Raw genomic sequence first — 22,271 nt, forward strand, 5'->3', positions numbered from 1 at the left:
TAATTAACGCTAACACGCCTAAAAGCCGCATTATTAAGCATTCACTACATAAATTTGAAAACGTTTTAACTACTTTGCATATTTCGAGCCAACCTACCAAGAGCGTGCTCTTCGAACAAATTGGTTGGTGGCAAACTCATCCAGCATTCTTTGCTCTGCTTTGGCTAATTTTTGCTGCTGTGCCAACGCTTGTTTCTCTATTAGCTTTTCAATGGCTTTGGTTTTCGCTTGTTGCGCTAACCACAATTTACGGCGCTGCTCAACGACTTGTTTAGCGGTATTCACGGTTTTCGCCTGCTGATCTATCGCCTGTTCAATCTTATTAATAAAGTTATGATATTGATTGAAACCACCACTCGTTAAACCAACCTTTGCCTTATTGTGAAGCTGCATACTGTACTCCATCCGAAAATCGTTGAGCCCAGATAATCTTTGTTGGTTGGTAGTAAGATGTTGCTGTGCTTGCACAAAGTTTGCGCGCAAGTTATCTTCTTTGTCTTTTTCTAATTTCAGCAGTAGGTCTAATTTATTGTTTGCCATTATGCTTGTCCCAGAAGCTGCGCAAGGTTTTGTAGACACTCATCATAGTTGATAACGTCTTTCATTCCTTGCTGTAAGAAATTATTGACCGCAGGCATCATGTTTATCGCCTGATCTAACATTTGGTCACTACCTTTTTGGTAAGCACCAAGAGTGATCATATCTTTGTTCTGCTGATACATTGAGTAGACTTGCTTGAGCACTCTAGCTTGCTGCATATGCGCTTCAGATACAACTTGTGGCATAACACGGCTAATGGACTTTTCAATATCAATTGCTGGGTAATGCCCACTATCCGCAAGTTCTCTCGAAAGTACTATATGACCATCTAATATCGCACGAGCAGCATCCGCGATTGGGTCTTGCATATCATCGCCTTCACTCAATACCGTGAAAAATGCGGTAATTGAGCCTTGTCCTTCACCGCCATTACCCGCTCGCTCAACCAATGCGGGTAGTTTTGCAAACACCGAGGGGGGGTAACCCTTTGTGGCTGGCGGCTCACCTACCGCGAGTGCAATTTCTCGCTGCGCCATGGCATAACGCGTTACAGAGTCTAATAGTAGTAAGACATTTAGGCCTTGATCGCGAAAATACTCAGCGATTGTCACTGCGCTTTCACAGCCTTTAAGGCGCATTAAAGGTGAAGCATCCGCCGGTGCGGCAACCACCACAGAACGTCGCCGCCCCTCTACGCCAAGTATTTCATCAATAAACTCTTTAACTTCCCGCCCACGTTCTCCTACAAGGCCAACAACGATAACATCAGCTTCACTGCCTCGGGTCATCATGCCAAGCAATACTGACTTACCTACACCACTACCTGCAAACAAACCCATACGTTGACCTTGCCCAACAGTAACAATAGAATTTATGGCTCGTACCCCTACGTCCATTGGGGAGTCGATCGGTCTTCTAGCTAGTGGGTTTATCGGCGCTGCTGCAAATTTCAAGTGCTGCTGGGCATCTATGGCACCGAGGCCATCAAGAGGGCGGCCTAAGCCATCAACAACACGGCCAAGTAGCTCCATACCGACAGGCAGTCCTGAATCTTTCACTTTGGGAATAACGCGGGCACCAGGAAGCACGCCAGTAATATGATCGTTAGGCATCAAATAAAGCGTCTCTTGATTAAAGCCTATCACTTCAGCGTCAATGAAACCGCCAAGCGTTTCAATTTTGCACTGACTGCCAATAGGTGCATTCAGTCCTCTTGCTTCCAGCGTTAACCCAACCACTCGAGTCAGGCTACCTGCAACGGCCACGCCATAAGGCTTTACAAACTTTTTGTATTTACTGATCCGCTCGCTCAAAGCAGCTGATGTAGACATTTCGTAGTTACCTATTTAGATGCTTCCCTCAAATGCTTGCGAACAACAGGCAATGAGGGCAAGTTCTTATTTACGGATTTATACCACTGTCTAGCAAAAATGATTCCAATACTTCACTGATGCGGTTTTTCAGTGTCATATCAATTGAAGATTGTGGTGTTTTGACCTCACATCCCCCTCTATCTAGAGTTGGTTCAGGGATCAGCTGCCAATGCTGTGATTCGATGTGTTCCGCACCATACATAGATTGTACTAACTCGAGATCTTCTGGATGCAGATGTATTCGCACCGTTTGCTCTTTAACTGGTAGCGCATCCATTGCTTTTTTCAATGCGTTCAAAATAAGCTCAGGGCTGGTTTTCAGTTCTTTAAAAATGACTTGCTCTGCCAATAAATTGACAAGATATACCAGTTGCTTTTCACACTCATCATCAACACGTGTAAGTGGCGATTGCATCTCGTCTAATAAGCTTGAAAGTGCTTTCATGCGTTCTTCGATAATTGGTTGTGCTTCTTCGATGCCCTTCTCTTTCCCTATCTCAACGCCTTCTTTATAGCCAGCTTCTTTACCTTCTGATACGCCTTTTTCAAAGCCCTCAATATAACCTTGCTCATGACCTTGTTTGATACCTTCGTCATAAGCATCTTGGCGAATTTGTTCAAGCTCTTCGAGTGTTAGCGTCGGAAATTCAGGCTCTTGTGGCTCAGGCTCTTCGTGAACTTGTTTCTTACTGTAGAGCTCCTCCAACGGCGTGCCAAACGCAGTCGATCGCCCTCTAAATTTCTCTGGTTTATCAGACACATCTGGTATTGGCCAGTTTTCTAGCAATTCATCTAATGCTTCGGTACTGACAGGGCGACCTTTATACAGCTTTTTATCGACCATGGTTTACAAGAACTCCTCACCACCACCACCACCAAGCATGATTTCGCCTGAATCGGCCAAACGTCTCGCGGTAGCAAGAATTTCTTTTTGTGCTGCTTCAACTTCACTTATCCTGACAGGCGGCATAGCTTCTAAGTCATCTTGCATCATTTCAGCTGCGCGCTTGGACATATTTTTCAATATCTTATCTTTCAGTGAGTCATCAGCGCCTTTAATCGCTTTCATCAGTACATCTTGCTGTACTTCACGCAAAATTGCTTGGATCCCTCGGTCTTCTACATCCATTAAATTCTCAAACACAAACATTAAATCTTGGATTTGTTGTGACATCTCTTCATCATGTTCGCGTATAGAATCCATCAGCTGGCCTTCAACGTTAGTATCAAGATAGTTCATGATATCAGCGGCCGCTTTTAAGCCACCCATTTTCGCAGCCTGCGCACCAGCTTGGCCAGCAAATTGTTTTTCCATGATTTCGTTTAGCTCTTGTAATGCCGCGGGCTGAACTTCTTCTAAGTTGGCGATTCTCATCGTTAAGTCTAAGCGCACTTTCTCAGGAAACTGAGACAATATTTCTGCGGACTGCTCCGGCTCTAGGTAAGACAAAACAATGGTTTGGATTTGCGGGTGCTCGTTACGAATGATATTCGCAACCTGTTTAGAGTCCATCCATTTTAATGAATCTAAGCCTTTTGCACCTGAACCCATTACAATTTGGTCTATTAAGCTTGCTGCTTTGTCTTCGCCAAGTGCTGCAGTCAGTGCTTTTTTAATAAAGTCTTCAGATTGGAAGCCTATGGTACTAAAGCTTTGTATTTGCTCAATAAACAAGTTATGCACTGCTGCAATTTTAGCCTGTGATAAGTCATCCATAGACGCCATCGCCATACCCACCTTTTGTACCTGCTTTGGCTCTAGGTGTTTTAAAATTTGAGCTGCATCTTCTTCTGTCAAACTAAGCAGTAAGATGGCGGCTTTATCAACGCCATCTAATTTTTCAACGTCAAAGGCCGCGGGTAATTGTTTTTGTTCTTCATCAGTCATCTTCGGTTAACCACGCTTTCACAACTTGTGATGAGAGTTCAGGTTCATTCGCAACAAGGGCACGTACCGCTTTTAGTAGGTCCTCATCACCATGTAAGTCTGGCAATTGTAATCTACCGTCTGATGAGAAGCCAACTGCTGACTCGTCGAAATCGTTATTTAGCATATCTAACGTGCTATCACCTAGGTCAACACCGCTGGTTAAAGCATCTTCATCAAAATCTTCCAGTGTATCATCTGGGTAAATTAGACGTTTAAGCATAGGTCGTACCACTGCTAAGATTAGCACAATGATAACTAACGTTCCCGCAACTAAGCGAATGGTTTTTTGGAACCAATCTTGTTCCCACAGTGGTAACTCTTGCATTTCCATCAAATCTTCGCGAACGAATGGTACAGTAACCACTTCTAGTGCGTCGCCACGCTGCATGTCAAAGCCGACACCGCCTTGAAGCAAACGACGGATATTGTTCAGCGCTTCTTGTGAACGAGGCACCATAGTCATATTACCTTCGGCATCTGGCTGAGGTAGGTAATCAACCGCCACACTCACACTAATTCTGCGAATAACGCCAGTTTGTTGACGCTTATGACTAATCGTCGTATCAAGTTCGTAGTTACGGGTCGCTTCTTTTTGAATACTGCTAGGCGTAGTGCCATTACCGTTTCCTCCTTGACCTGCAACTTCAGGGATATTTGAGTTAAGTGGAGGTTGGTTCGTCAGCGCTCCTGGGATCCCCACTGATAGACCGCCAATATTGTTTTCTTCGTAAGTTGTTTCACTTCTGACCGCTGGTAAATCAGGGTTATAGCGTTTTTGTGTTTCTTCAACTGCACTAAAGTCCATCGTCAGATCAACTTGGGCCGTAAAATTGCCTAGGCCCACTGTTGGGATCAGTATACTGTCTATCTTTTCTAAGTACTCTTGCTCTCGCTTACGTTCAATTTCGTACTCTTTTCTAGAGCGAGCAGCAAGCGAATCTTGTGAACCTGAGTTAAGTAAGCGTCCATTTTGGTCAGTCACCGTTACCCGTGATGGCTCCAGCCCCTGTACCGCTGATGCCACGATATCTACGATAGAGTCAACTTCTTCTCCTCCTAAAGTTCTGCCACGCTTTAGCGTGATCACCACTGTCGCAGATGGTTTCTTTTCACGACGGGCAAATACGTTCTCCTTTGGAATAGCTAACAGTACTTTTGCACGATTTACATCTTGCAGCTCTTCAATCGTTCTTGCCAACTGCTGCTCACGACCGTGCTTTAGCCGTTCTCTTTCAAGACGTTGACTAACACCAAAACCCATGTCCTGCATTAAAATATCAGTACCGGAGCTAGGAGATTGGGTGAAACCATCACGCGCCATACGCAACTTAACATCTTGGTAATCCGATTCAGCAACTAAAATAGTATTACCGTCTAATTGGTACTCAATTTTTTGTTGGTCTAGGAAGTCTAGCGTCTCAACTAGCTCTTCAGTAGGATATTTACCCAGCGGACGCATGTCTGGCTGGCGGGCCCAAATAATGATAAAAATGGCAATTGCTAAACAAATAGCTAACGCAATAACCAGAGTAACCTGGCGCAACATATCGACACCGCTTAGCGCACTGAAGTAGCCAGACTTTTGCTCTTGTTGCTCGTCCGAACCGCTGTCGTTATTCAGCGCTGCGTCGGAAAGTGTAAGATCTGTTGATTGATTAGTAGCCACGATTACTCTCCACAATCATTTTGTTAAACTGGCATGCTCATGATTTCTTTATAGGCTTCGACAAGTTTATTGCGAACTTGTACCGTTGCCTCAAAAGCGACCGATGATTTTTGTTTTGCGATCATCGCCTCAGCAAGAGAAACACTACGATCACCCATCTCCACCGCCGTCACTTTTTTCTTTGCGTCTTGCTGAAGGCCATGAACAGAATTGAGTGCGTCAGAGAGTAAATCTCCAAATTGAGCTGAAGAAGATGCTGCTGTTTTAATTGGCTGCACAGTAGGCTGCGTATTTCTTGTCGCTTCTGCGGCCATTGCCTGCATTTCTTGGAATAGCGCTGATGATTGTACTTTCATGATGCTTTACTCAAAATAACTCTTGTTACCTTGATGAAAGCAGGAAACATGCCAACATTAAAACACTTTAATTTCAGTTGGTTAAGCTGAAATTACCCTGTCGAAAAATTGGCAGTCGGAGGAAAAGGAAGGTGCCAGAAAAAAGCAACAGCTTCGTTTAGGTTGATGTTGTATTAGCCTGAGGTGTACAAATGAAGGTAAGCTCACGTCCTACTTTTAAGCTCACCTTCAAGATATCTGAGCGACTCTTTCACCTAAGCTGGTAACGCAATTCCGAGATCTCGCATTTTTGCTAGCTTATAGCGCAGTGTCCTTGGGCTCATGCCTAAAACTTCAGCCACTTCTTTGCGCTTACCATTAAACTTAGCAAGCGTATCCAAAATAATTTGATGCTCTTTGTCCTGTAGCTCATCCTTATAATTGATGATGCCATCATCATTGGGAGCGTCTTCTGTAGCGGACTGCGTGAGGCTAGTTTCTGACTCAACCAAAGACATCGGTGAAAAGTTTTCAATAAAAATATCATCTTCTTTGATTTCAAGGCCCTGAAACAATATCAAAGCACGCTGGATGACGTTATCAAGCTCACGCACGTTGCCAGGCCAGCTATGAGAATTTAACTTTTGCTTAGCACTAGTACTTAACTTGGGTGTTGGTTTACCCGCTTTTTGCATATGTCTTGATAGCAAGTGCTCAGCCAATACCGTAATGTCTCCTGCTCTATCTCTAAGCGGCAGCCATTCCAATGGGAAAACATTAAGGCGATAGTATAAATCTTCTCTAAATACCCCATCTTCAACCGCTTCTTTCAAATCTCGGTTACTGGTTGCCAACACCCTAACATCTAGTGTTATGGTTTTTCTACTACCAAGTCGCTCCACTTCCCGCTCTTGTAAAACGCGAAGTAATTTTGCCTGAAGCCCCAAATCCATTTCTGTGATTTCATCCAGTAATATTGTCCCTTTTTGCGCTTGTTCAAACTTACCAGGGCATGCCTGAATTGCACCTGTAAATGCGCCCTTCTCATATCCAAACAGGGTAGCCTCAAGCATATTTTCTGGAATTGCAGCACAATTAATTGCAATAAATGGTTCGTCAGCCCTGTCTGATTTATCATGAATGTAACGGGCTAATACCTCTTTACCTGATCCACTCGGCCCAAGCACCATTACACTGGCATCAGACTTTGCTACTTTTGCAGCCAACTCAAGCAGCTTTATACTCTTTGGATCAGCGACGATAGGACCCTCTGTTTCTTTTTCTTTTTCAGGTAGGTAACGACCCACCATATTCAACAACACTTCAGGCGCAAAAGGCTTAGCCATGTAATCAATGGCTCCCAAACGCATCGCTTCAACCGCATCATCAATGGTCGCATAAGCTGTCATCATTAACACTGGCAGCTCAGGGTAGTTAAGCTTTATGGATTTCAACAAATCTAGCCCACTCATTGCACCCATTTGAACATCGCTTACCACCAAAGAAAACGTCTCTTGCTTGAGTAACAATACGGCTTGCTCTGCACTGTTTGCTTCGACACACTCAATGCTTGAAAGCTGTAAAGTATCGATGAGCGCTTCTCTTAAGCCGGCATCATCTTCAACAACTAACACTTTATTACTCATAATTCCTCCGCTTTGATCAGTGGTAGTATCAGACTAAACTGTGCACCTAGACCTTTGATATTTTCAGCCCTGACAAACCCTTTGTGTGCATTTGCTACCGAGTTTACAACTGCCAAACCTAATCCTGTTCCTTGCGATTTGGTGGTAAAGAACGGTTCGAACAGCTTATCGACTAGCGCTTCATCTATACCTGGACCATTGTCTGTGACAGAAATACGCACGTGCTCGCCACAGGGCTCACGCTCTGCTTTAAGCTTAATGTGGGCGTCACTGCCAATAATTTGAATACTGTTATGGATAAGGTTCTGAATAGCGCTCGCCAATGCAGTACGATTACCAAGTATCTCAATATCCGGCTCAGGCAAATCGGCTTCCAACTTAGCGTGATTAAGTTCAACCATAGCGTCAGCACCCGCTTTGACTTCACTTAGTAAATACTGCATAGAGACCCGTTCAACCACTTGTTGTTCGCCACTTTTTGCGAATAACAGCATGTCATTCACCTGATTTTCTAAATCTTTTAATCGTGACATCAATTTGTCATGAAACTTTTCCCGAGATGCTTGTGGTAAGTTTGTAGCGCCTAAATTGGCACCATAAAGCATTGCTGCTGACAATGGCGTTCTAACTTGATGCGCCAAAGAAGCCACCATTTTTCCCAATGCGCTTAGCCTTTGCATGTGAGCAACTCGACTCTGTAATCGCCGAGTTTCTGTCAGATCAGTCATTAGGATCAGTTGCCCAGGCTCGGGCGCTAATGCTGTTATATCCAGCTTAATTCGGCGACCGTCTTTAAGAGAGACCTCATGACCATCATCTTGCTGTGGCCTAAATGAGCGTTGAATAATACTGAACCACTTTTCTCCCTCGAGCGGCTCTCCAAGCATATCCATTGCTATCTGATTTGCTTTGGCAATCATCCCTTGACCATCTAAAACAATCACGCCTGCTGGCATAGTGTCAACCAGATGACCTAGCCAACTTGCTTGTTGTCGTAGATCGCTCAACTCACCCACATATGCTTCTTGAAGTAAGCAAGGGTTATAATGACCAGTAGTTGGTACAAACTGAGGATTAATAACATGTGCTAATGCCATTTTTCCGCTCTCTTAAAAATAAACTCATGTAGAAAAAGCAAAAAACATTCCAACTTTATATTCCTTTAAAAACATGAAGTTAAAGAAGCACTGTAAAGAACAATTTATTGACACTGTATTTATGTACAGTTACATGTTAGAGTCCTAAAGCTCGAACAATAAATAAGCTAAAGGACACTTTCATGAATAGACGATGCAGTTGGGTTGATCAAAGTAAACCCGATTATATTGAGTACCACGATAAAGAATGGGGAAAGCCAGTACTCAATGACAAAAGCTTATTCGAGTTTCTGACCTTAGAGTCCGCTCAAGCAGGCCTTAGCTGGTATACCATACTAAAAAAACGTGAGGGTTATCGGCAGGCATTTCATAACTTTGATGTGCAAAAAGTCAGTCAAATGACAGAACAAGATATTGAAAGGTTATTGACGTTTGACGGTATCATTAGAAATCGAGCGAAAATCGCTGCCACCATCAATAATGCTAGGCACTTTATTGAGATCCAACAAGCCTTCGGCAGCTTTGCTCGTTATCAGTGGGGGTTTGTTGACTATCAACCCATTGTAAATAAAATGCGTGATAAGCAAGACGCCGTTGCTACTAGCGAAATCAGCGACAAATTCGCTAAAGACTTAAAAAAGCGGGGATTTAAATTTCTTGGTTCTACAACAGTATACGCGCACATGCAGGCCTGTGGGATGGTTAATGACCACGCAGATGACTGCTTTTGCAAACAAGCTATTATTGATAGTTATGTCTCTTTGGATTTTTCGAAAATAGAGTAAGTGATCTAGATGGCACTTATTACAAGACAAGTAGTTCGAAGTTATACCAATTTTCTTAATTAAGTGGTCTATTTTGAGGCGAGAAAATCTTGTCGATAACTAGGCAAAAATTTTGATATTTAGTTGTTCTAAATGAGAAATTTTTAACGCTGTTAGCGTCAGATTTACTCCTTCAAATTGAGCTAGTATTAAGTCAAATTGGTATTAACCATAGCAACAGTTAACTTCGGTGTAATAAGTTAATCGCGATTAAGATTGTACTTTTTCATTTTTTCTACCAATGTGGTGCGGCGAACACCTAAAATTTCCGCTGCACGCGCAACAACATAGTCATAACGTTCAAGCGCTTGCGTGATCAAATCTATCTCTAGTTCAGCTAGGTATTCTTTGAGCTCGATCCCCTCATCCGGCAACAAACCTACGCCTGCCGTTTGCGACGTAAAGTCTTGTACTAACGTATCCTCTTCATCGTCACTAAAGCCTTCGCTGAACAATTCATTAAAAGCATCTTTTTCTAACAATTCTTCTGGATATTCAGGTTCAAATGCTTCGACTTCGATGTAGCGATACTTTTGTGGTAGGTCGGTGATATCTACAACTTTATCAGGGAACATAATCACCATACGTTCTACAAGATTCGCAAGCTCCCGAATATTGCCAGGCCAAGCGTGTGCTTTTAAACTTTCTACTGCTCTATCTGTAAATTTGACCGAATTACCTGACTGTTCATTCACACGGCGTGTCAGCTCTTTCAGCAGTAGCGTAATATCTTCAGCACGTTCATTAAGTGATGGGTTTTCGATTGGAAAAACATTGAGACGGTAAAATAAATCTTCTCGAAACTTACCTTCTTCTATCATGGTTTCCAAGTTGCGGTGAGTCGCCGCAATAACACGAACATCAGCTTGAATTGGCTTTGTGCCCCCCACCCGCTCATAAGTTCGCTCTTGAAGGACACGTAGCAGTTTAACCTGCATTTGTAGTGGCATATCACCTATTTCATCAAGAAAAAGTGTGCCGCCTTGCGCCAATTCAAAACGCCCTTTTCGTGCGGATATCGCTCCGGTAAACGCCCCTTTTTCATGACCAAATAGTTCGCTTTCCAACAACTCCCCTGGAATCGCACCACAGTTTACTGGCACAAATGGGCCATGAGCACGCTTAGATAAAAGGTGTACATTACGCGCAACCACTTCCTTACCCGTTCCTGACTCGCCTAAAATCAGTACGTTAGCATCTGTTTTTGCCACTTGAGAGATTAAAAAGCGTACATTTTTGACCGCATCCGTCTCTCCAACTAGACCGTCGAAACTCTTATTTTGCAGCTTGTTTTCTTTATTTGGCAGCATCCGTAAGTATTGTTGACAGTCATGAAGTAACTGCATTGTGACTTCTTGGCTGAACGGTTCCGTAATGAGGCCAATAACATTGGGTAGTGAAAGCAATGGCCTAAGCGTTTCACCTATCAATAAAAAAGGCACTGCTGGGTGCGATTTGATCAAGGCTTCATGAGAAGCGTGTTGTAATGCACCTAACACAAAAATCGGCTCTTGGTTTTTATCAATGATGCTTGGCGCGTATTGCTCTTCAGCTAGCACGTCATTTGCCTGACCGACAAAGCTAAGCGCTGCGCCTAATCCGATCGCTCTTTTATTGTTGTTATCTAAGATCAAGACCATTGCTTGAGAACCAATCTACTAAAATTTTCAATAGTTAGATTGTAAGAGAGATTAAAGGGGATGCAATACCTAAGTGGCAATTTTTTGACATAAACGCCAAAAAATCGCCACCTGTACTGTTCTATATCAATACTTTGGTATTAATTTACAGTAAACCCAAGACTGATGATGCGGACTGATTTGCTTGGCCTCTCAATGCAATGGAAGCCTGCGATAGAATATCATTAGCCACCTGATCGCTAACCGCTTGGGCGTAATCCGTGTCTTGGATACGACTTTGGCTTGCAGCTATATTCTCTCGTTGATTGCTTGCCGAGCGAATGGTACTGGAAACCGAATTTTCAAACGCCCCCAACTGCGCGCGCTGGCTGTTTAACTCTTTAGAGACTGTATCAGCAGCGTCAATTGCTGATTGCGCCCCAGCCTGTGTGGAAATATCTACACTGAGAATCGCACTAGCAAAGCCACCGTCGGTCTGCTCTAGACTCTGCGTCGTGTTAGCGTCGGGACCTACCTGGAAACTACGTGATTCACCGTCAAATATTTGTGCTCCACCAAACGTCGTGTTTTCAAACGTTTCTGTTATTTGCGTTTGAAGCTGAGACACTTCCTCTTGCAGTGCTTGGCGGTCGCTGTCTGTCAGCGCCCCATTTCCTGCTTGAATAGACAACTCTCGGATCCTTGAAACTGCGTCATTCACTCCTGACAGAGCAGAATCAGCGGTCTGCGAGTATGAGATACCATCATAAGCATTACGAATAGATTGACTGTACCCATCTTGCTGAGAAGTGAGCCTGTCAATAATTTGTAATGCGGCAGCGTCGTCGGCAGCTGAATTAACCCGCTTGCCCGAAGATAGCTGCTCGTTTAATTTGTTAGCCGTCTGCTCTGTACGATTAAAAAAAGCAGCACTTTGTGATTGGATTTTCATATCTACCCCCATTCACTATCATTAGTTTTAATCTACGCTATTTTGAGTAAAAAGTCATCATAATCGTTAAATTTCCTGTGATGACTGGCATAAATACTGCAAAATGATTAGAAGTGATATAAAGTATTGAGTAGTAGCTAGTTTATCGTATCAATACAGTGCTTGTAGCAGTTCCAGTATTTGATACTGTAAAGTTTTGATTGCACCTTTAGGTGGACCCCAATGTTTGATAATAAAACCATTTTAATTACCGGCGGCACAGGCTCTTTCGGCAAAAAATACGTAAAAACTCTGCTAGAACGATATAAGCCAAAAAAAATAATCATTTTTTCTCGAGATGAGCTAAAGCAGTTTGAAATGCAGCAAGAGTTCAATCAGCGGTGCATGCGATATTTCATCGGGGACGTTAGAGATAAAGATCGCTTGCGAAGGGCAATGCAAGGCGTAGATTATGTCATTCATGCCGCAGCCTTAAAGCAAGTTCCTGCAGCAGAATACAACCCCATGGAGTGTATTAAAACCAATATTAGTGGAGCAGAAAACGTTATTGATGCAGCGCTGGACAATGAAGTGAAAAAGGTAATTGCCCTTTCTACAGACAAAGCTGCCAATCCAATTAACCTGTATGGCGCAACAAAGCTTGCATCTGATAAACTATTTGTTGCAGCTAATAATATGGCAGGTGGCCACAATACCAAGTTTTCAGTCGTTCGATATGGTAATGTAGTCTGTTCTCGAGGTTCTGTAGTACCGGTATTCCAGCGTTTTATTGACGAAAACAAAGGACATATTCCGATCACCCATGAAAATATGACACGTTTTTGGATTAGCCTGCAACAAGGCGTTGATTTTGTTCTCAAAAACTTTGAACGTATGCTTGGCGGTGAAATTTTTGTACCGAAAATCCCTTCAATTCGTATCGTTGATTTAGCGACCGCAATGGCACCAAACCTACCACAAAAAGTAGTCGGTATTCGCCCTGGAGAAAAGCTCCATGAGGTAATGTGCCCTGCAGATTTAAGCTTTGACACATTTGAGTTTGACGACCATTTCGTTATTGCTCCTGGAATAAAATTCAGTAGCAGAAGTAACGACTTTGACATGAACGCGTTAGGTGAGAAAGGGAAAGCTGTAACGCCTGGATTTGAGTATAACTCATTGACTAATCCGGATTATATGAGCATTGAAGAGATTAAAGCATTTAACGTACAAGCACTGTTATGATCCCATATGGAAAGCAATCAATAGACCAGCTAGATATTGATGCAGTTATCGACGTGCTGCAATCTGACTGGTTGACTCAAGGCCCCAAAGTTCCAGAGTTTGAGCAAAAACTTTGCAGCTATACCGGGGCAGATCGTGCCGTCGCGGTAAACAGTGCAACATCCGCACTTCATATTGCCTGCCTTGCGCTTGGAGTTGGCAACGGTGATATTGTTTGGACCTCACCAAATTCATTTGTAGCCTCATCTAATTGCGCACTCTACTGCGGAGCGAGTGTAGATTTTGTCGATATTGATATTGATACCGGTAACATGAGTATTGAGGCACTCACTAGCAAGTTAGTACACGCCGAGCGACAAAACCAACTCCCCAGGGTGCTTATACCGGTTCATTTTGCTGGCCAGTCATGCGACATGCAGGCTATCAACGAACTAGCTCAACAATATGGTTTTAAAGTGATTGAGGATGCCTCTCATGCTATCGGCGGCTCCTTTGACGGAAAAAAGATAGGTTCCTGTGAATATTCTGACATCTGTGTATTTAGTTTTCACCCTGTCAAAATAATGACCTCTGCAGAAGGTGGGGCGGCTCTCACGAACAACCCTCAGCTCGCTGATACTATGGTTAAGCTACGCAGTCATGGTATCACTAATAAACCAGAAGAGTTTAGCGAACCAAGTCATGGCGCTTGGTATTATCAACAAAATGTTCTGGGCTTTAACTATCGCATGACTGATTTACATGCCGCACTAGGATGTCAGCAATTAACGAAGGTCGATAGGTTTGTTCAACAGCGTAACAAGATTGCGGCACGCTATGACAGCTTGTTTAAAAATAGTGGCATCCAACCGTTACTCGTTACGAATACATCGCGCAGCGCTTACCACCTCTACGTCGTCAAAGCTCCGCTCCATTCACCAGAAGAGCACAAAAAACTCATCCAAAACTTAAGAAAGGCCGGTATCTTTGCACATGTGCACTACATTCCTATTTACTTACAGCCTTTCTACAAGCAGCTTGGATTTAGTGCCGGTTACTGCCCTTCAGCAGAACTATACTACCACCAGGCCGTCACTCTACCGCTGTTTCCTGCTCTATCAGAAGAGCAAGTGCAGCACATTGTGGATACTTTAAAAAGCCTTGTTGCAAAGTTAAGCGTTTAGCCTAGTTTAAACGCTTAACTAAATCGACCCCATCCCAAATATGATTAAATTGCAGAGCACTACCAAGTGGTGTTTTACGAAGTGCATGAATGTCCTTAACCATATCTTTAGAAATACCAAAGTAGCCTACAGTTTGAAGTTTTTCATGCTCTGGTAGCTGAGCAAGGCTGTCAATATTAGCACTCAAGATAAGTCCATTGCCCTCGTGTGCATTAAGTATCGAAAGGCTGTTAAGTTGCTCAAACTCAAGCATTAGATAACTTGGATGTGATATTGAACGAATTGGCTTTAATGATAAATCCGCCATAAGAAGCATCTGTGTATTTATGTGCCTATTTAACTGATGATTTAGCTCAAACTGCGGATGATCATCTGCGCACTTCGCCAAGGCGCCCCAAAAACAGTCTTGAATCGCTGGTTTTGTACATAGCCAATAAATTGCCTTCGGTGAGGAGCAGGCCTGTTGATTGAAGCTCTGATAGTCAGTAAAAAATTGTTTGGCTGCAAGTTTTGCATCTTGTTCTGAACTCAGCCTTAACACAGATATAGAAAACCTGTCAGGGAATGCAAGTTCATTGGCAACTGGCGCCACTTGGTTTATCTGTAATATGGCATCATCTCCACCCCAAATCACCCGCTTGTCACACCATTTTGATAAAGTAGCGGTTACCTGAAACTGCGAAGCCGGATAAGCAATAAATAAACAGCGACTCCCCAGCAAGGCCCCCTTGTCAGTATTGACAAAGCACTGTATCAAACCGACTAGCTCATCAGAGATTGCTCCTCTTCGGCTACTTAATCTCACAATGTTTATGTTTCCGACAAGAAAACTTAAGAGCACCGTATAGAGAAAGACCGTATCGACATTAGCTGGGGTAATGTGGAAAACTCTGCTCTGCCGTAACCTTAGCTGCTCACCATAGTGGATTGCGAGATTTTTGATATTACTGCGCCTACACCAAAATGCCAGCGCGACAATTTCAGCACTGGGGCGGTGCTTAAGTATAAAGTCGGAAAACTCTGCAACAGTGTCAATAAGTGACTGCTCGAAGGCAAATAAATTTGATGGCTCTTGCTCCAATTCACCGACGAGTGTCTGTACTTGTTCATTTAAAAGTATCACTACACCCCCTAACTTCAGCTTGCGCTACTCGGCCTTGAATAGTGAAATACTTTCCTTTACGTCCACATACGCAATCATCAATACCATGAATAATTGCTAAATCCTCAGTAAGCAGATTGTGCCCTGGGTAACTTCTAGCAATAACGGATTGCAGTTGCACCACACCTACGGTATGCGCTGGCAAAGGCCGCAGTGTCACAGGGTCTACTACATTGATATCTGACCAAACGGGGGCATGTAACATACCATGCTCACACTCAACATAAATGGTTCCTGTTTGCTCTACCATACCGTAATAATCATGTACTGTGACATTGCCAAAGCAAGCGCTCAACTCCTGTTTAAACGTTTTTTTATCAACTGCTTGCTCAGATATTTTTTTCCACCCGCCACCATGCAATAGAAATGCGTCGGAAAACGCCACCTGCTTTCCCAACTGCCTTAGTTGTTGCACTATTCTTTGCCATATTATGAACGTAAAACCATACATAAAAACCGGTTTACCTGCGTATTTATCAGCAAAGCTCATTATTACCGCGAGGTCCAGATCCATATTTTCATCAAGTGCAAAGTGATAATCTCTCCCAAAAAAAGACATACCCTGTATACCTGCGGCTCTGGCAGACATACCTGAGTGAACATCAAGCGCCTTTCTGGAATCAAGAATTAACAGCGGTAATCTTTTCGGCCCAAGCCAATGCTGCATTATTTTTGAGAGTACCTTTGACTGTAAACGGGCAGTATCGCTATCCAAGACTATTTGAGATTGCGTACCTGTCGTTCCCGATGATTTGAGTATGCGGTGAATCTTATCAGCGTCAATGCTACTTAGGAGCTGGTTTTTGAAGGCACGAACAGCAAGAGGTGTCCCTCCTAGTTGCTGAGTTGCGCTATATTTTTCACAGTGCACCTTATGAAAATGATGCAGCTCATCGAGCAATGGTGTTAACAACTCCCATTTCTCATTTTGACAGAGGTCGTATACTGGTAACTCAAGCAATTCTTCGTCAGATAAGTGCATTGTAATTCACTTTGCCGTTACTTAGTCTAGGGATGGTCTCAATGTTAAAAACTTTTACATTTCGATGGTGACATTGTGCTATTTCGGCAATTTGCTTTTCAACGCCAAGTTCAGAACCACAGATGAAAACTCGCAGTTGTTTATCATCGCTCGTTATGACACAGCTCGAGTTAAATTGCTGATTGAGCTGACGCTCTAAATCATCAAGGTTTATTCTTCTACCTTCAAGCTTCGCGATTCTTTTTATCCGGCCAACGATTTGCAACATACCGTTATCTAGCTGGTGTGCCACATCACCCGTTTTTAATATCGTGCTGTCTTCACACTCTCGTAAATCCTCTAAAGATGAGGCATAACCGGCGAATATATTTGCCCCTTCAAAACATAACTCTCCTTCTTTCTCACCACTGGCGATGTAAAGTTTGCAGAAAGGTAAAGCCTTACCAATTGCGCCAGCTGGTGCAGCTAAAAAATCGTCAGGCTGCATGATAGCCATCCTTGCGGTGGCCTCTGTTTGGCCATACATGGCGTAGAAAGGCAGCTTCTGGGAACCACAAAACTCTTTTAAAGCTTCCCATAACTCTCCACTCAAGCGTCCACCTGCTTGAGCCATATATTTCAATTGATGCAGTGGTTGCCTTTGCAACCCCAATCGAAAAAGTATCTCAAAGCTAAATGGCACCCCGTAAAAGCTGTTAACATTATGCTGGGTAAACTGCTGCCAAAATGACTTTGACATCAAACTTTCTTGGCCAAGAATGATTCCTGCCCCTACAAGCAAATGACTATGTAAAATTGAGAGCCCAAAGCTGTACGAGAATGGCAAAGAAGCCATAGCACAGTCAGTTTTGGATATAGGCAAAACCTGCGTTATTGCAGCGCAGTTTGAGGTAAGGTTTTCAAAGGTTAGCTTAACTACTTTTTCTCGACCGGTGGTGCCGCTAGTACCCAGTAAGAGTGCAATTTCAGGTGCGAGAGTAACCGTATCGGGGTCAAGGTGAGACACTAAATCACCATCAATTAAATAGTTCGCATGAAACTGCGTGAGCATTACCTGATGCTGCTCCTTTCCCTTACTTTTGTCTAGCAGCAGCACCGTATGCCCACCTCGAAGTGCAGCCAAGTAGTGTATGACAAAGGGTAAGGAATTGTGCGCAACGATGGCAATTAACTGTTTCTTTTTTGGCAAGTTGCTGAGCGCAGATTGTACTTCAGTATCTAACTGTGAATAGTTCAACGTGCGCTCGCCATCTACAATCAAGCTATTACTCGCTTTTCCAAGCGCCCAAAACTTACTCATAAGCCCAGCTTTAACCCCCCATCAACATGGATGACTTGCCCAGTAATGAAGCGACTTTCTTCTGCAAATAAAAAGTTAATCACATCAGCAACCTCTTCTGGCTGACCAATACGCCCCAATGCTGTATTTTTTATTAACTGCTGTTTTTTCTCATCAGGAATATGCGCAACCAGTGCGGTGTCAATTACACCAGGCGCAACGGCGTTTACACGAATGTTCATAGTACCAAGCTCTGCGGCCAAGCTCGCAGTTAAGCCATGTAATGCAGATTTCATCGCCGCGTAAACGCTTTGACCACGGCTGCCTTGCTGCGCGACGACTGAGCTAATGAAAACGATGCTGCCGGACTTATTTCGAGCCATTATCTTGCTTATGCCTTGAGCAAGCATAATCGCACTCTTCACATGTTGATGGTACTGCTCATCAACCAAATGATCGCGAGTCATCAGCAACGGGGATTCGTACATGGTGCCTGCACAGTGCACAAACCCATAAACAGGTAGCTTTATTTTTTGGATAAATTTAAAAAGTTGGGTAACCTGTTCATTTATGGTTATATCTGCAGTGAAGTGTTCAACATTCAAATACCCTGCTGCAACGAGTTGACTCTTTGCTGCAACCAGCTTTTCTTCATTTTTAGCTACCATGATGACAACACATTGTTCATTCAAAGCCGCTTTTTTGGCTACAGCGAGCCCAATTCCAGAAGAGGCTCCGGTGATGACAACGATATGATTAACCGAGTTCGTCACTATTCACTCTCGTATTTAGCAACAATTTCTTGCGCTTTTGCAAATGAACTCATATCAATAATATCGTCAGTGTCGATCATTATATCAAAATTTGATTCTATATCCGCAATCAACATCATATGACTCATAGAGTCCCATTTATCATGCTGTCCATAAGCAAGCTCGTCGGTAACTTCTTCTAATGGAATATCCAAAACACTAGCAAAAATATTTCGTAATTTTTCGTTCATTAACTTCTACTCAAAAATGTTTTAATCCGCTTGGTTGCTGTGATGTATGCGTCAGGCGTTAATCTTATCTTAATTAAACCTTGGCTGTCAGTTGGTGCCAAGGTGTAGCCAAGCACCTCATTATACCTTAGCGCCTCTCGATTTTCTGCTTTAACTACGGATCCTAATGCGTTAATTCCAAGCTCTTCAAAGGCATAATCTATTAAAAGTAAAGACGGAGAGAAAGCGACTAAGTTTCCCTTATAGTCATTGTCTGCGATGTAAATTCCAATTTCTGCTTCACTGGCATCACTCAGCGCGGTATTTGCACGTATATTAACGACCCCGATCTCTTTTTCCTTTACGATGATTTTATAATGTGCTTCCCTATCACTTTTAAGCATCGCTGAAAACCAAGCTTGATGTTGTGCAATGGCGATAGGCTTGTCATCTAGCATATTTGCTCGGACGTCTGGCTGATTACGCCAACTGAAAACTTGCTCCATATCATCATGGGTGAGCTGATGTAGCTCAATAGCGTAGCCGTGAAGCTTAGTTGCTATCATACTTATTCCCCTAACTTTTTTTGCCCCACACAAGCATTAATACTTGCAACAGCGGGAGTCATATTCAAAAAGTCAATAATCTCATTTGCAGATACAAAATCTATATCGTTACCAAAATGCGTTATCACCCTTTCAACGAGTTGGAAATCTTCCAACTCATCAACGCAAAGGCGCAAATGGGCAGAGCGCGGTGGTGAAAAAGAAAGGCTAGCACATTGAAATAATGTCGGATGTTGATAAAAATAAGGTGTAACATGCTCCTGTTGATACGCCTCTTTAGCGTCGTTAAATACCTGGAGAAGCCCTTTAAAGTTAAAGATTTCAGCATCAAAACCTCTGGGAATGGTATTTACATCAATATTTGAATAATCAGTCCCTGACTCTAAATGAAATTGAATAAGCGCATCAATCAAGGTTGGATCAACAAGTGGGCAGTCACCTGTTAACCTAACGATATAATCACTTTCAGTTAATGCAAGTGCTTGAGCAGCTTGAACAAAGCGCTCTAAAACATTGTGCTTGCTGCCTCGTCGAACGATGACGTCTTTATCGGACAAGTGTGTGACAATACAGTCATCATTTTTTTCAATGCTGGTGACAATAACATGCTGATGAGCTTGTTTTACCTGAGCTACTCGCTCAATATGATAATCGAGCAAGCTGCGGCCATTTATTGCTTTTAATACTTTCCCCGGAAGACGCGTGGAATCAAATCGAGCTTGGGAAAATATATACACACTCATTGCACTACATGCTCCCAAGCTAAAGGTGTGCCAAATTCAACGTCTTGCGCAGCCACTTGCCCAATTACTTCATTTAAGTGTCTTGGATGCAACCCTTTACCTGGGCGCACCGAACGTACGTGTTCAGCGGTGAAAATCTCGCCTCGTTTGATCGCTTTAGCAACGTACAAAGAGCGTCTAAATGGTGCATTATCCTGCTCACTGTCAGTTAGACGGTAATTGACCTCACCTAAACTCGCGTGAGTATCTTTCACCCTTGTAACGAGTCGACTGAATTGCTCTTCATCCAAAGAGAAAGCCGAATCGACACTGGAATCATCTCCTTTGAGCTTAAAGTGCTTCTCAATCACACATGCTCCTAAAGCCGTAGCGGCTATTGCAGCAGTATCATCAAGACTGTGATCACTGAGTCCAACAGGCACACCAAGCTTTCGTTGCAGATCAGTAAGTGTGGTTAAATTACAATCAGCAATTGGAGTTGGATAACCACTAATGCAATGTAAAACGACAAGCTCTGTACCTCCGGCATCAGCAGCTGCTGCAACGGCTTCTTGGATTTCATCAAAGGTCGCCATACCAGTGGACATAATAATTGGTTTTTTTGTGCTCGCGGCGTACTTTATTAAGCCAATATCGGTGAGTTCAAAAGACGCAATTTTATATGCTGGACAATTAAGATCTTCCAGTAAATCGACTGCTGTATTATCAAAAGGTGAAGAAAACAAAGTTATATTGTTTATTTTCGCTTGCTTAAATAAAGCCGCGTGCCACTCCCATGGTGTGTGGGCTTCCTCATACAAATCATATAACGTCCTTCCCTGCCAAAGCTTTTCTTTTACTACAAACTCAGGGCCGTTATGATTCAAAGTAATCGTATCAGGTTTATATGTTTGAATTTTAAGTGCACTTACACCCGTTCGCGCTGCTACATCAATCAGCTTGAGAGCATGGTCAAGGCTGCCACCATGGTTTCCAGAAAGCTCTGCGATGATGTATGGAGAATGGCCTTTACCTACTATGTTACCTTCAATCTTAAAATCTTGTTTAAACTGAGTTGTTTTTGTTGTTAACCGCTGCTGCATTTCTGCTTTGTTCCTTAACTCTTTTCTCTTAAATCGTAATGCTTATCAATTTTTACTCTCTTTTCTTCGAGTAACCTAACAACTTCCTTTGCGATCAACTTCGCCCCTTCACCCGTGACACTCTTTGCTGCATACTTAGCCATAAGTTCTCTTCGAAACGGGCTTGTGATCAGTTTGTCTAACTGCCGTTTTATCAGAGCAACTGCTGCCATAATATCTTTCGACGCATCGACACAAAAATAGGCTTTAGAGTTTAACTCAGAGCTATGAGCCTGCAGTTGATTATCAGCGACCGTAACAGCTATTGTAGGGATACCTAGATATAAAAACTCGTATAGAGTGCCGCCAGCTCCGCAAATAGCTATATCACTATTAGACATAATGTTTCCTAGTTTTTTTGGCGATTGATAGTACCGTATTTCAATATGTTGATTCGCAGTAATCACTTCTTCTATATCTTTACTCAGTCGAAGCGTAGACACTACATTGACTCTAGCTATACGTCTATCAGTGCTGATAACATTAATCACTTTTAGCTGTAAACCCTGAACGTCTGTCGCTCCTAGCATTATAGTAACCGATACACCTTCCACTCTATTACTACATTTGGACGACGTTTTCGCCGTTTTTATTTCATCTCGAATGAAGCGGAATTCAATACCTTGAAACACTTGTTTAGCCATAAGTATAGGTTTTAGAACATCACTCGGGGCGATGACAGCGTCAAATAGATAATCTATTTGCTCAACATTATCGTCCATACAAATAATCGGGTATATGCATGGACACTCCTTTGAAAGTTTCAGGCTTGAGACATCGTAATCATCGATAATCAGCAGTGAACCTCTAGAAGGTATATTCAGCACACTCATTGGAGCGACTTCTTGACACTCAAATCCTAACTTTCCTAACCGTTCAAGCAGCATGTCCGCCATTGATGAAAAAATAAAAGTGATTGAGACTCCTAGCTTTTTGAGTTCAATAGCTAGGGTTATTTGTCGCATGACATGACCAAAGCCTATTAACTCATTAGCATTTGCATAAATATATACACAATAAGAATTAGCGAGTGGTTTTTTATCTAGCACAGTAAAACAACCTATCTA

Annotated in this window: 22 protein-coding genes; 3 read left to right on the forward strand and 19 right to left on the reverse strand. The window is 42.9% G+C overall.

What is annotated here, in order from left to right:
- Positions 1 to 93 precede the first annotated feature (93 nt).
- From fliJ to F9Y84_RS03480, 8 genes are all read right to left on the reverse strand, one after another.
- Positions 94 to 540: a flagellar export protein FliJ gene (fliJ, locus tag F9Y84_RS03445; RefSeq protein ID WP_125252014.1), complete on the reverse strand. Its 447-nt coding sequence runs from the start codon at positions 538 to 540 to the stop codon at positions 94 to 96.
- A complete protein-coding gene (gene fliI / locus F9Y84_RS03450) occupies positions 540 to 1,871 on the reverse strand; it encodes a flagellar protein export ATPase FliI (RefSeq protein WP_147390469.1) in 1,332 nt (443 codons plus the stop codon). Before fliI ends, fliJ begins: the two co-directional genes overlap by 1 nt.
- A gap of 70 nt (positions 1,872 to 1,941) precedes the next feature.
- Complete coding sequence (gene fliH, locus F9Y84_RS03455; protein ID WP_125252016.1) at positions 1,942 to 2,757, reverse strand: flagellar assembly protein FliH; 816 nt, start codon at positions 2,755 to 2,757, stop codon at positions 1,942 to 1,944.
- 3 nt (positions 2,758 to 2,760) lie between these two features.
- Positions 2,761 to 3,801: a flagellar motor switch protein FliG gene (fliG, locus tag F9Y84_RS03460; RefSeq protein ID WP_125252017.1), complete on the reverse strand. Its 1,041-nt coding sequence runs from the start codon at positions 3,799 to 3,801 to the stop codon at positions 2,761 to 2,763.
- Positions 3,794 to 5,512 (reverse strand): flagellar basal-body MS-ring/collar protein FliF, encoded by a 1,719-nt coding sequence (fliF, locus tag F9Y84_RS03465; protein ID WP_128729917.1) that lies wholly within the window; start codon positions 5,510 to 5,512, stop codon positions 3,794 to 3,796. The genes fliG and fliF overlap by 8 nt, the downstream gene beginning before the upstream one ends.
- A 20-nt stretch (positions 5,513 to 5,532) precedes the next feature.
- Positions 5,533 to 5,865, reverse strand: a complete 333-nt coding sequence (fliE, locus tag F9Y84_RS03470) for a flagellar hook-basal body complex protein FliE (protein ID WP_125252019.1) — start codon at positions 5,863 to 5,865, stop codon at positions 5,533 to 5,535.
- Positions 5,866 to 6,119: 254 nt separating this feature from the next.
- Positions 6,120 to 7,490 carry a sigma-54-dependent transcriptional regulator gene (locus tag F9Y84_RS03475; RefSeq protein ID WP_147390470.1) on the reverse strand — a complete coding sequence of 457 codons (1,371 nt, stop codon included), beginning with the start codon at positions 7,488 to 7,490 and terminating at the stop codon, positions 6,120 to 6,122.
- The gene (locus F9Y84_RS03480; protein ID WP_147390471.1) at positions 7,487 to 8,587 is read right to left on the reverse strand and encodes a sensor histidine kinase; all 1,101 of its coding nucleotides are present in this window, start codon (positions 8,585 to 8,587) and stop codon (positions 7,487 to 7,489) included. The genes F9Y84_RS03475 and F9Y84_RS03480 overlap by 4 nt, the downstream gene beginning before the upstream one ends.
- Positions 8,588 to 8,769: 182 nt before the next feature.
- Here F9Y84_RS03480 and F9Y84_RS03485 point away from each other — a divergent pair, with 182 nt between their 5' ends.
- Positions 8,770 to 9,372, forward strand: coding sequence for a DNA-3-methyladenine glycosylase I (locus F9Y84_RS03485; RefSeq protein WP_147390472.1), 603 nt, complete (start codon positions 8,770 to 8,772; stop codon positions 9,370 to 9,372).
- 239 nt (positions 9,373 to 9,611) lie between these two features.
- Here F9Y84_RS03485 and F9Y84_RS03490 read toward each other — a convergent pair whose 3' ends face one another.
- Both F9Y84_RS03490 and F9Y84_RS03495 read right to left on the reverse strand, forming a co-directional pair.
- Positions 9,612 to 11,051: a sigma-54 dependent transcriptional regulator gene (locus tag F9Y84_RS03490; protein WP_147389968.1), complete on the reverse strand. Its 1,440-nt coding sequence runs from the start codon at positions 11,049 to 11,051 to the stop codon at positions 9,612 to 9,614.
- 145 nt (positions 11,052 to 11,196) lie between these two features.
- A complete protein-coding gene (locus tag F9Y84_RS03495) occupies positions 11,197 to 11,982 on the reverse strand; it encodes a flagellin N-terminal helical domain-containing protein (RefSeq protein WP_125252024.1) in 786 nt (261 codons plus the stop codon).
- Between the two features lie 222 nt (positions 11,983 to 12,204).
- Here F9Y84_RS03495 and pseB point away from each other — a divergent pair, with 222 nt between their 5' ends.
- Positions 12,205 to 13,206 (forward strand): UDP-N-acetylglucosamine 4,6-dehydratase (inverting), encoded by a 1,002-nt coding sequence (gene pseB / locus F9Y84_RS03500; RefSeq protein WP_147389967.1) that lies wholly within the window; start codon positions 12,205 to 12,207, stop codon positions 13,204 to 13,206.
- Positions 13,203 to 14,369 (forward strand): UDP-4-amino-4,6-dideoxy-N-acetyl-beta-L-altrosamine transaminase, encoded by a 1,167-nt coding sequence (gene pseC, locus F9Y84_RS03505; protein WP_147389966.1) that lies wholly within the window; start codon positions 13,203 to 13,205, stop codon positions 14,367 to 14,369. The genes pseB and pseC overlap by 4 nt, the downstream gene beginning before the upstream one ends.
- Position 14,370: 1 nt before the next feature.
- Here the strand turns inward: pseC and F9Y84_RS03510 are convergent, their stop codons facing one another.
- Genes F9Y84_RS03510 through F9Y84_RS22500 form a run of 9 tightly spaced genes read right to left on the reverse strand, consistent with a single transcriptional unit; the run spans position 14,371 to position 22,253 of the window.
- Entirely contained in the window at positions 14,371 to 15,492 is a 1,122-nt protein-coding gene (locus F9Y84_RS03510) for an acyl-CoA reductase (RefSeq protein ID WP_167508263.1), read from the reverse strand.
- Positions 15,476 to 16,513: a LuxE/PaaK family acyltransferase gene (locus F9Y84_RS03515; protein WP_147389964.1), complete on the reverse strand. Its 1,038-nt coding sequence runs from the start codon at positions 16,511 to 16,513 to the stop codon at positions 15,476 to 15,478. The genes F9Y84_RS03510 and F9Y84_RS03515 overlap by 17 nt, the downstream gene beginning before the upstream one ends.
- Positions 16,500 to 17,813 (reverse strand): AMP-binding protein, encoded by a 1,314-nt coding sequence (locus F9Y84_RS03520; protein WP_147389963.1) that lies wholly within the window; start codon positions 17,811 to 17,813, stop codon positions 16,500 to 16,502. Before F9Y84_RS03520 ends, F9Y84_RS03515 begins: the two co-directional genes overlap by 14 nt.
- Positions 17,810 to 18,565, reverse strand: coding sequence for an SDR family NAD(P)-dependent oxidoreductase (locus F9Y84_RS03525; protein WP_167508262.1), 756 nt, complete (start codon positions 18,563 to 18,565; stop codon positions 17,810 to 17,812). Before F9Y84_RS03525 ends, F9Y84_RS03520 begins: the two co-directional genes overlap by 4 nt.
- A complete protein-coding gene (locus F9Y84_RS03530; RefSeq protein WP_125252031.1) occupies positions 18,565 to 18,795 on the reverse strand; it encodes an acyl carrier protein in 231 nt (76 codons plus the stop codon). The genes F9Y84_RS03525 and F9Y84_RS03530 overlap by 1 nt, the downstream gene beginning before the upstream one ends.
- A complete protein-coding gene (locus tag F9Y84_RS03535) occupies positions 18,795 to 19,340 on the reverse strand; it encodes a GNAT family N-acetyltransferase (protein ID WP_147389961.1) in 546 nt (181 codons plus the stop codon). Before F9Y84_RS03535 ends, F9Y84_RS03530 begins: the two co-directional genes overlap by 1 nt.
- A 2-nt stretch (positions 19,341 to 19,342) precedes the next feature.
- On the reverse strand, positions 19,343 to 20,083 hold the full coding sequence (locus F9Y84_RS03540; protein WP_147389960.1) for a cytidylyltransferase domain-containing protein: 741 nt from the start codon (positions 20,081 to 20,083) through the stop codon (positions 19,343 to 19,345).
- Complete coding sequence (gene pseI / locus F9Y84_RS03545; protein ID WP_147389959.1) at positions 20,080 to 21,165, reverse strand: pseudaminic acid synthase; 1,086 nt, start codon at positions 21,163 to 21,165, stop codon at positions 20,080 to 20,082. The genes F9Y84_RS03540 and pseI overlap by 4 nt, the downstream gene beginning before the upstream one ends.
- A 14-nt stretch (positions 21,166 to 21,179) precedes the next feature.
- Positions 21,180 to 22,253 carry a glycosyltransferase gene (locus F9Y84_RS22500; RefSeq protein ID WP_147389958.1) on the reverse strand — a complete coding sequence of 358 codons (1,074 nt, stop codon included), beginning with the start codon at positions 22,251 to 22,253 and terminating at the stop codon, positions 21,180 to 21,182.
- Positions 22,254 to 22,271 lie beyond the last annotated feature (18 nt).

Source organism: Pseudoalteromonas peptidolytica (assembly GCF_012641745.1).
GTDB classification, from domain to species: domain Bacteria; phylum Pseudomonadota; class Gammaproteobacteria; order Enterobacterales; family Alteromonadaceae; genus Pseudoalteromonas; species Pseudoalteromonas peptidolytica.

Bases quoted from the DNA above. Each gene is read 5' to 3' on its own strand.
- pseC (WP_147389966.1), top strand. From the start codon at position 13,203: ATGATCCCATATGGAAAGCAATCAATAGACCAGCTAGATATTGATGCA.
- fliI (WP_147390469.1), bottom strand. From the start codon at position 1,871: ATGTCTACATCAGCTGCTTTGAGCGAGCGGATCAGTAAATACAAAAAG.
- fliH (WP_125252016.1), bottom strand. From the start codon at position 2,757: ATGGTCGATAAAAAGCTGTATAAAGGTCGCCCTGTCAGTACCGAAGCA.
- fliG (WP_125252017.1), bottom strand. From the start codon at position 3,801: ATGACTGATGAAGAACAAAAACAATTACCCGCGGCCTTTGACGTTGAA.
- F9Y84_RS03515 (WP_147389964.1), bottom strand. From the start codon at position 16,513: ATGCACTTATCTGACGAAGAATTGCTTGAGTTACCAGTATACGACCTC.
- F9Y84_RS03540 (WP_147389960.1), bottom strand. From the start codon at position 20,083: ATGAGTGTGTATATATTTTCCCAAGCTCGATTTGATTCCACGCGTCTT.
- F9Y84_RS03485 (WP_147390472.1), top strand. From the start codon at position 8,770: ATGAATAGACGATGCAGTTGGGTTGATCAAAGTAAACCCGATTATATT.
- pseI (WP_147389959.1), bottom strand. From the start codon at position 21,165: ATGCAGCAGCGGTTAACAACAAAAACAACTCAGTTTAAACAAGATTTT.
- F9Y84_RS03520 (WP_147389963.1), bottom strand. From the start codon at position 17,813: ATGAGTAAGTTTTGGGCGCTTGGAAAAGCGAGTAATAGCTTGATTGTA.
- F9Y84_RS03495 (WP_125252024.1), bottom strand. From the start codon at position 11,982: ATGAAAATCCAATCACAAAGTGCTGCTTTTTTTAATCGTACAGAGCAG.
- fliE (WP_125252019.1), bottom strand. From the start codon at position 5,865: ATGAAAGTACAATCATCAGCGCTATTCCAAGAAATGCAGGCAATGGCC.
- pseB (WP_147389967.1), top strand. From the start codon at position 12,205: ATGTTTGATAATAAAACCATTTTAATTACCGGCGGCACAGGCTCTTTC.
- F9Y84_RS03530 (WP_125252031.1), bottom strand. From the start codon at position 18,795: ATGAACGAAAAATTACGAAATATTTTTGCTAGTGTTTTGGATATTCCA.
- fliJ (WP_125252014.1), bottom strand. From the start codon at position 540: ATGGCAAACAATAAATTAGACCTACTGCTGAAATTAGAAAAAGACAAA.
- F9Y84_RS03535 (WP_147389961.1), bottom strand. From the start codon at position 19,340: ATGATAGCAACTAAGCTTCACGGCTACGCTATTGAGCTACATCAGCTC.
- F9Y84_RS03475 (WP_147390470.1), bottom strand. From the start codon at position 7,490: ATGAGTAATAAAGTGTTAGTTGTTGAAGATGATGCCGGCTTAAGAGAA.
- F9Y84_RS03490 (WP_147389968.1), bottom strand. From the start codon at position 11,051: ATGGTCTTGATCTTAGATAACAACAATAAAAGAGCGATCGGATTAGGC.
- F9Y84_RS03480 (WP_147390471.1), bottom strand. From the start codon at position 8,587: ATGGCATTAGCACATGTTATTAATCCTCAGTTTGTACCAACTACTGGT.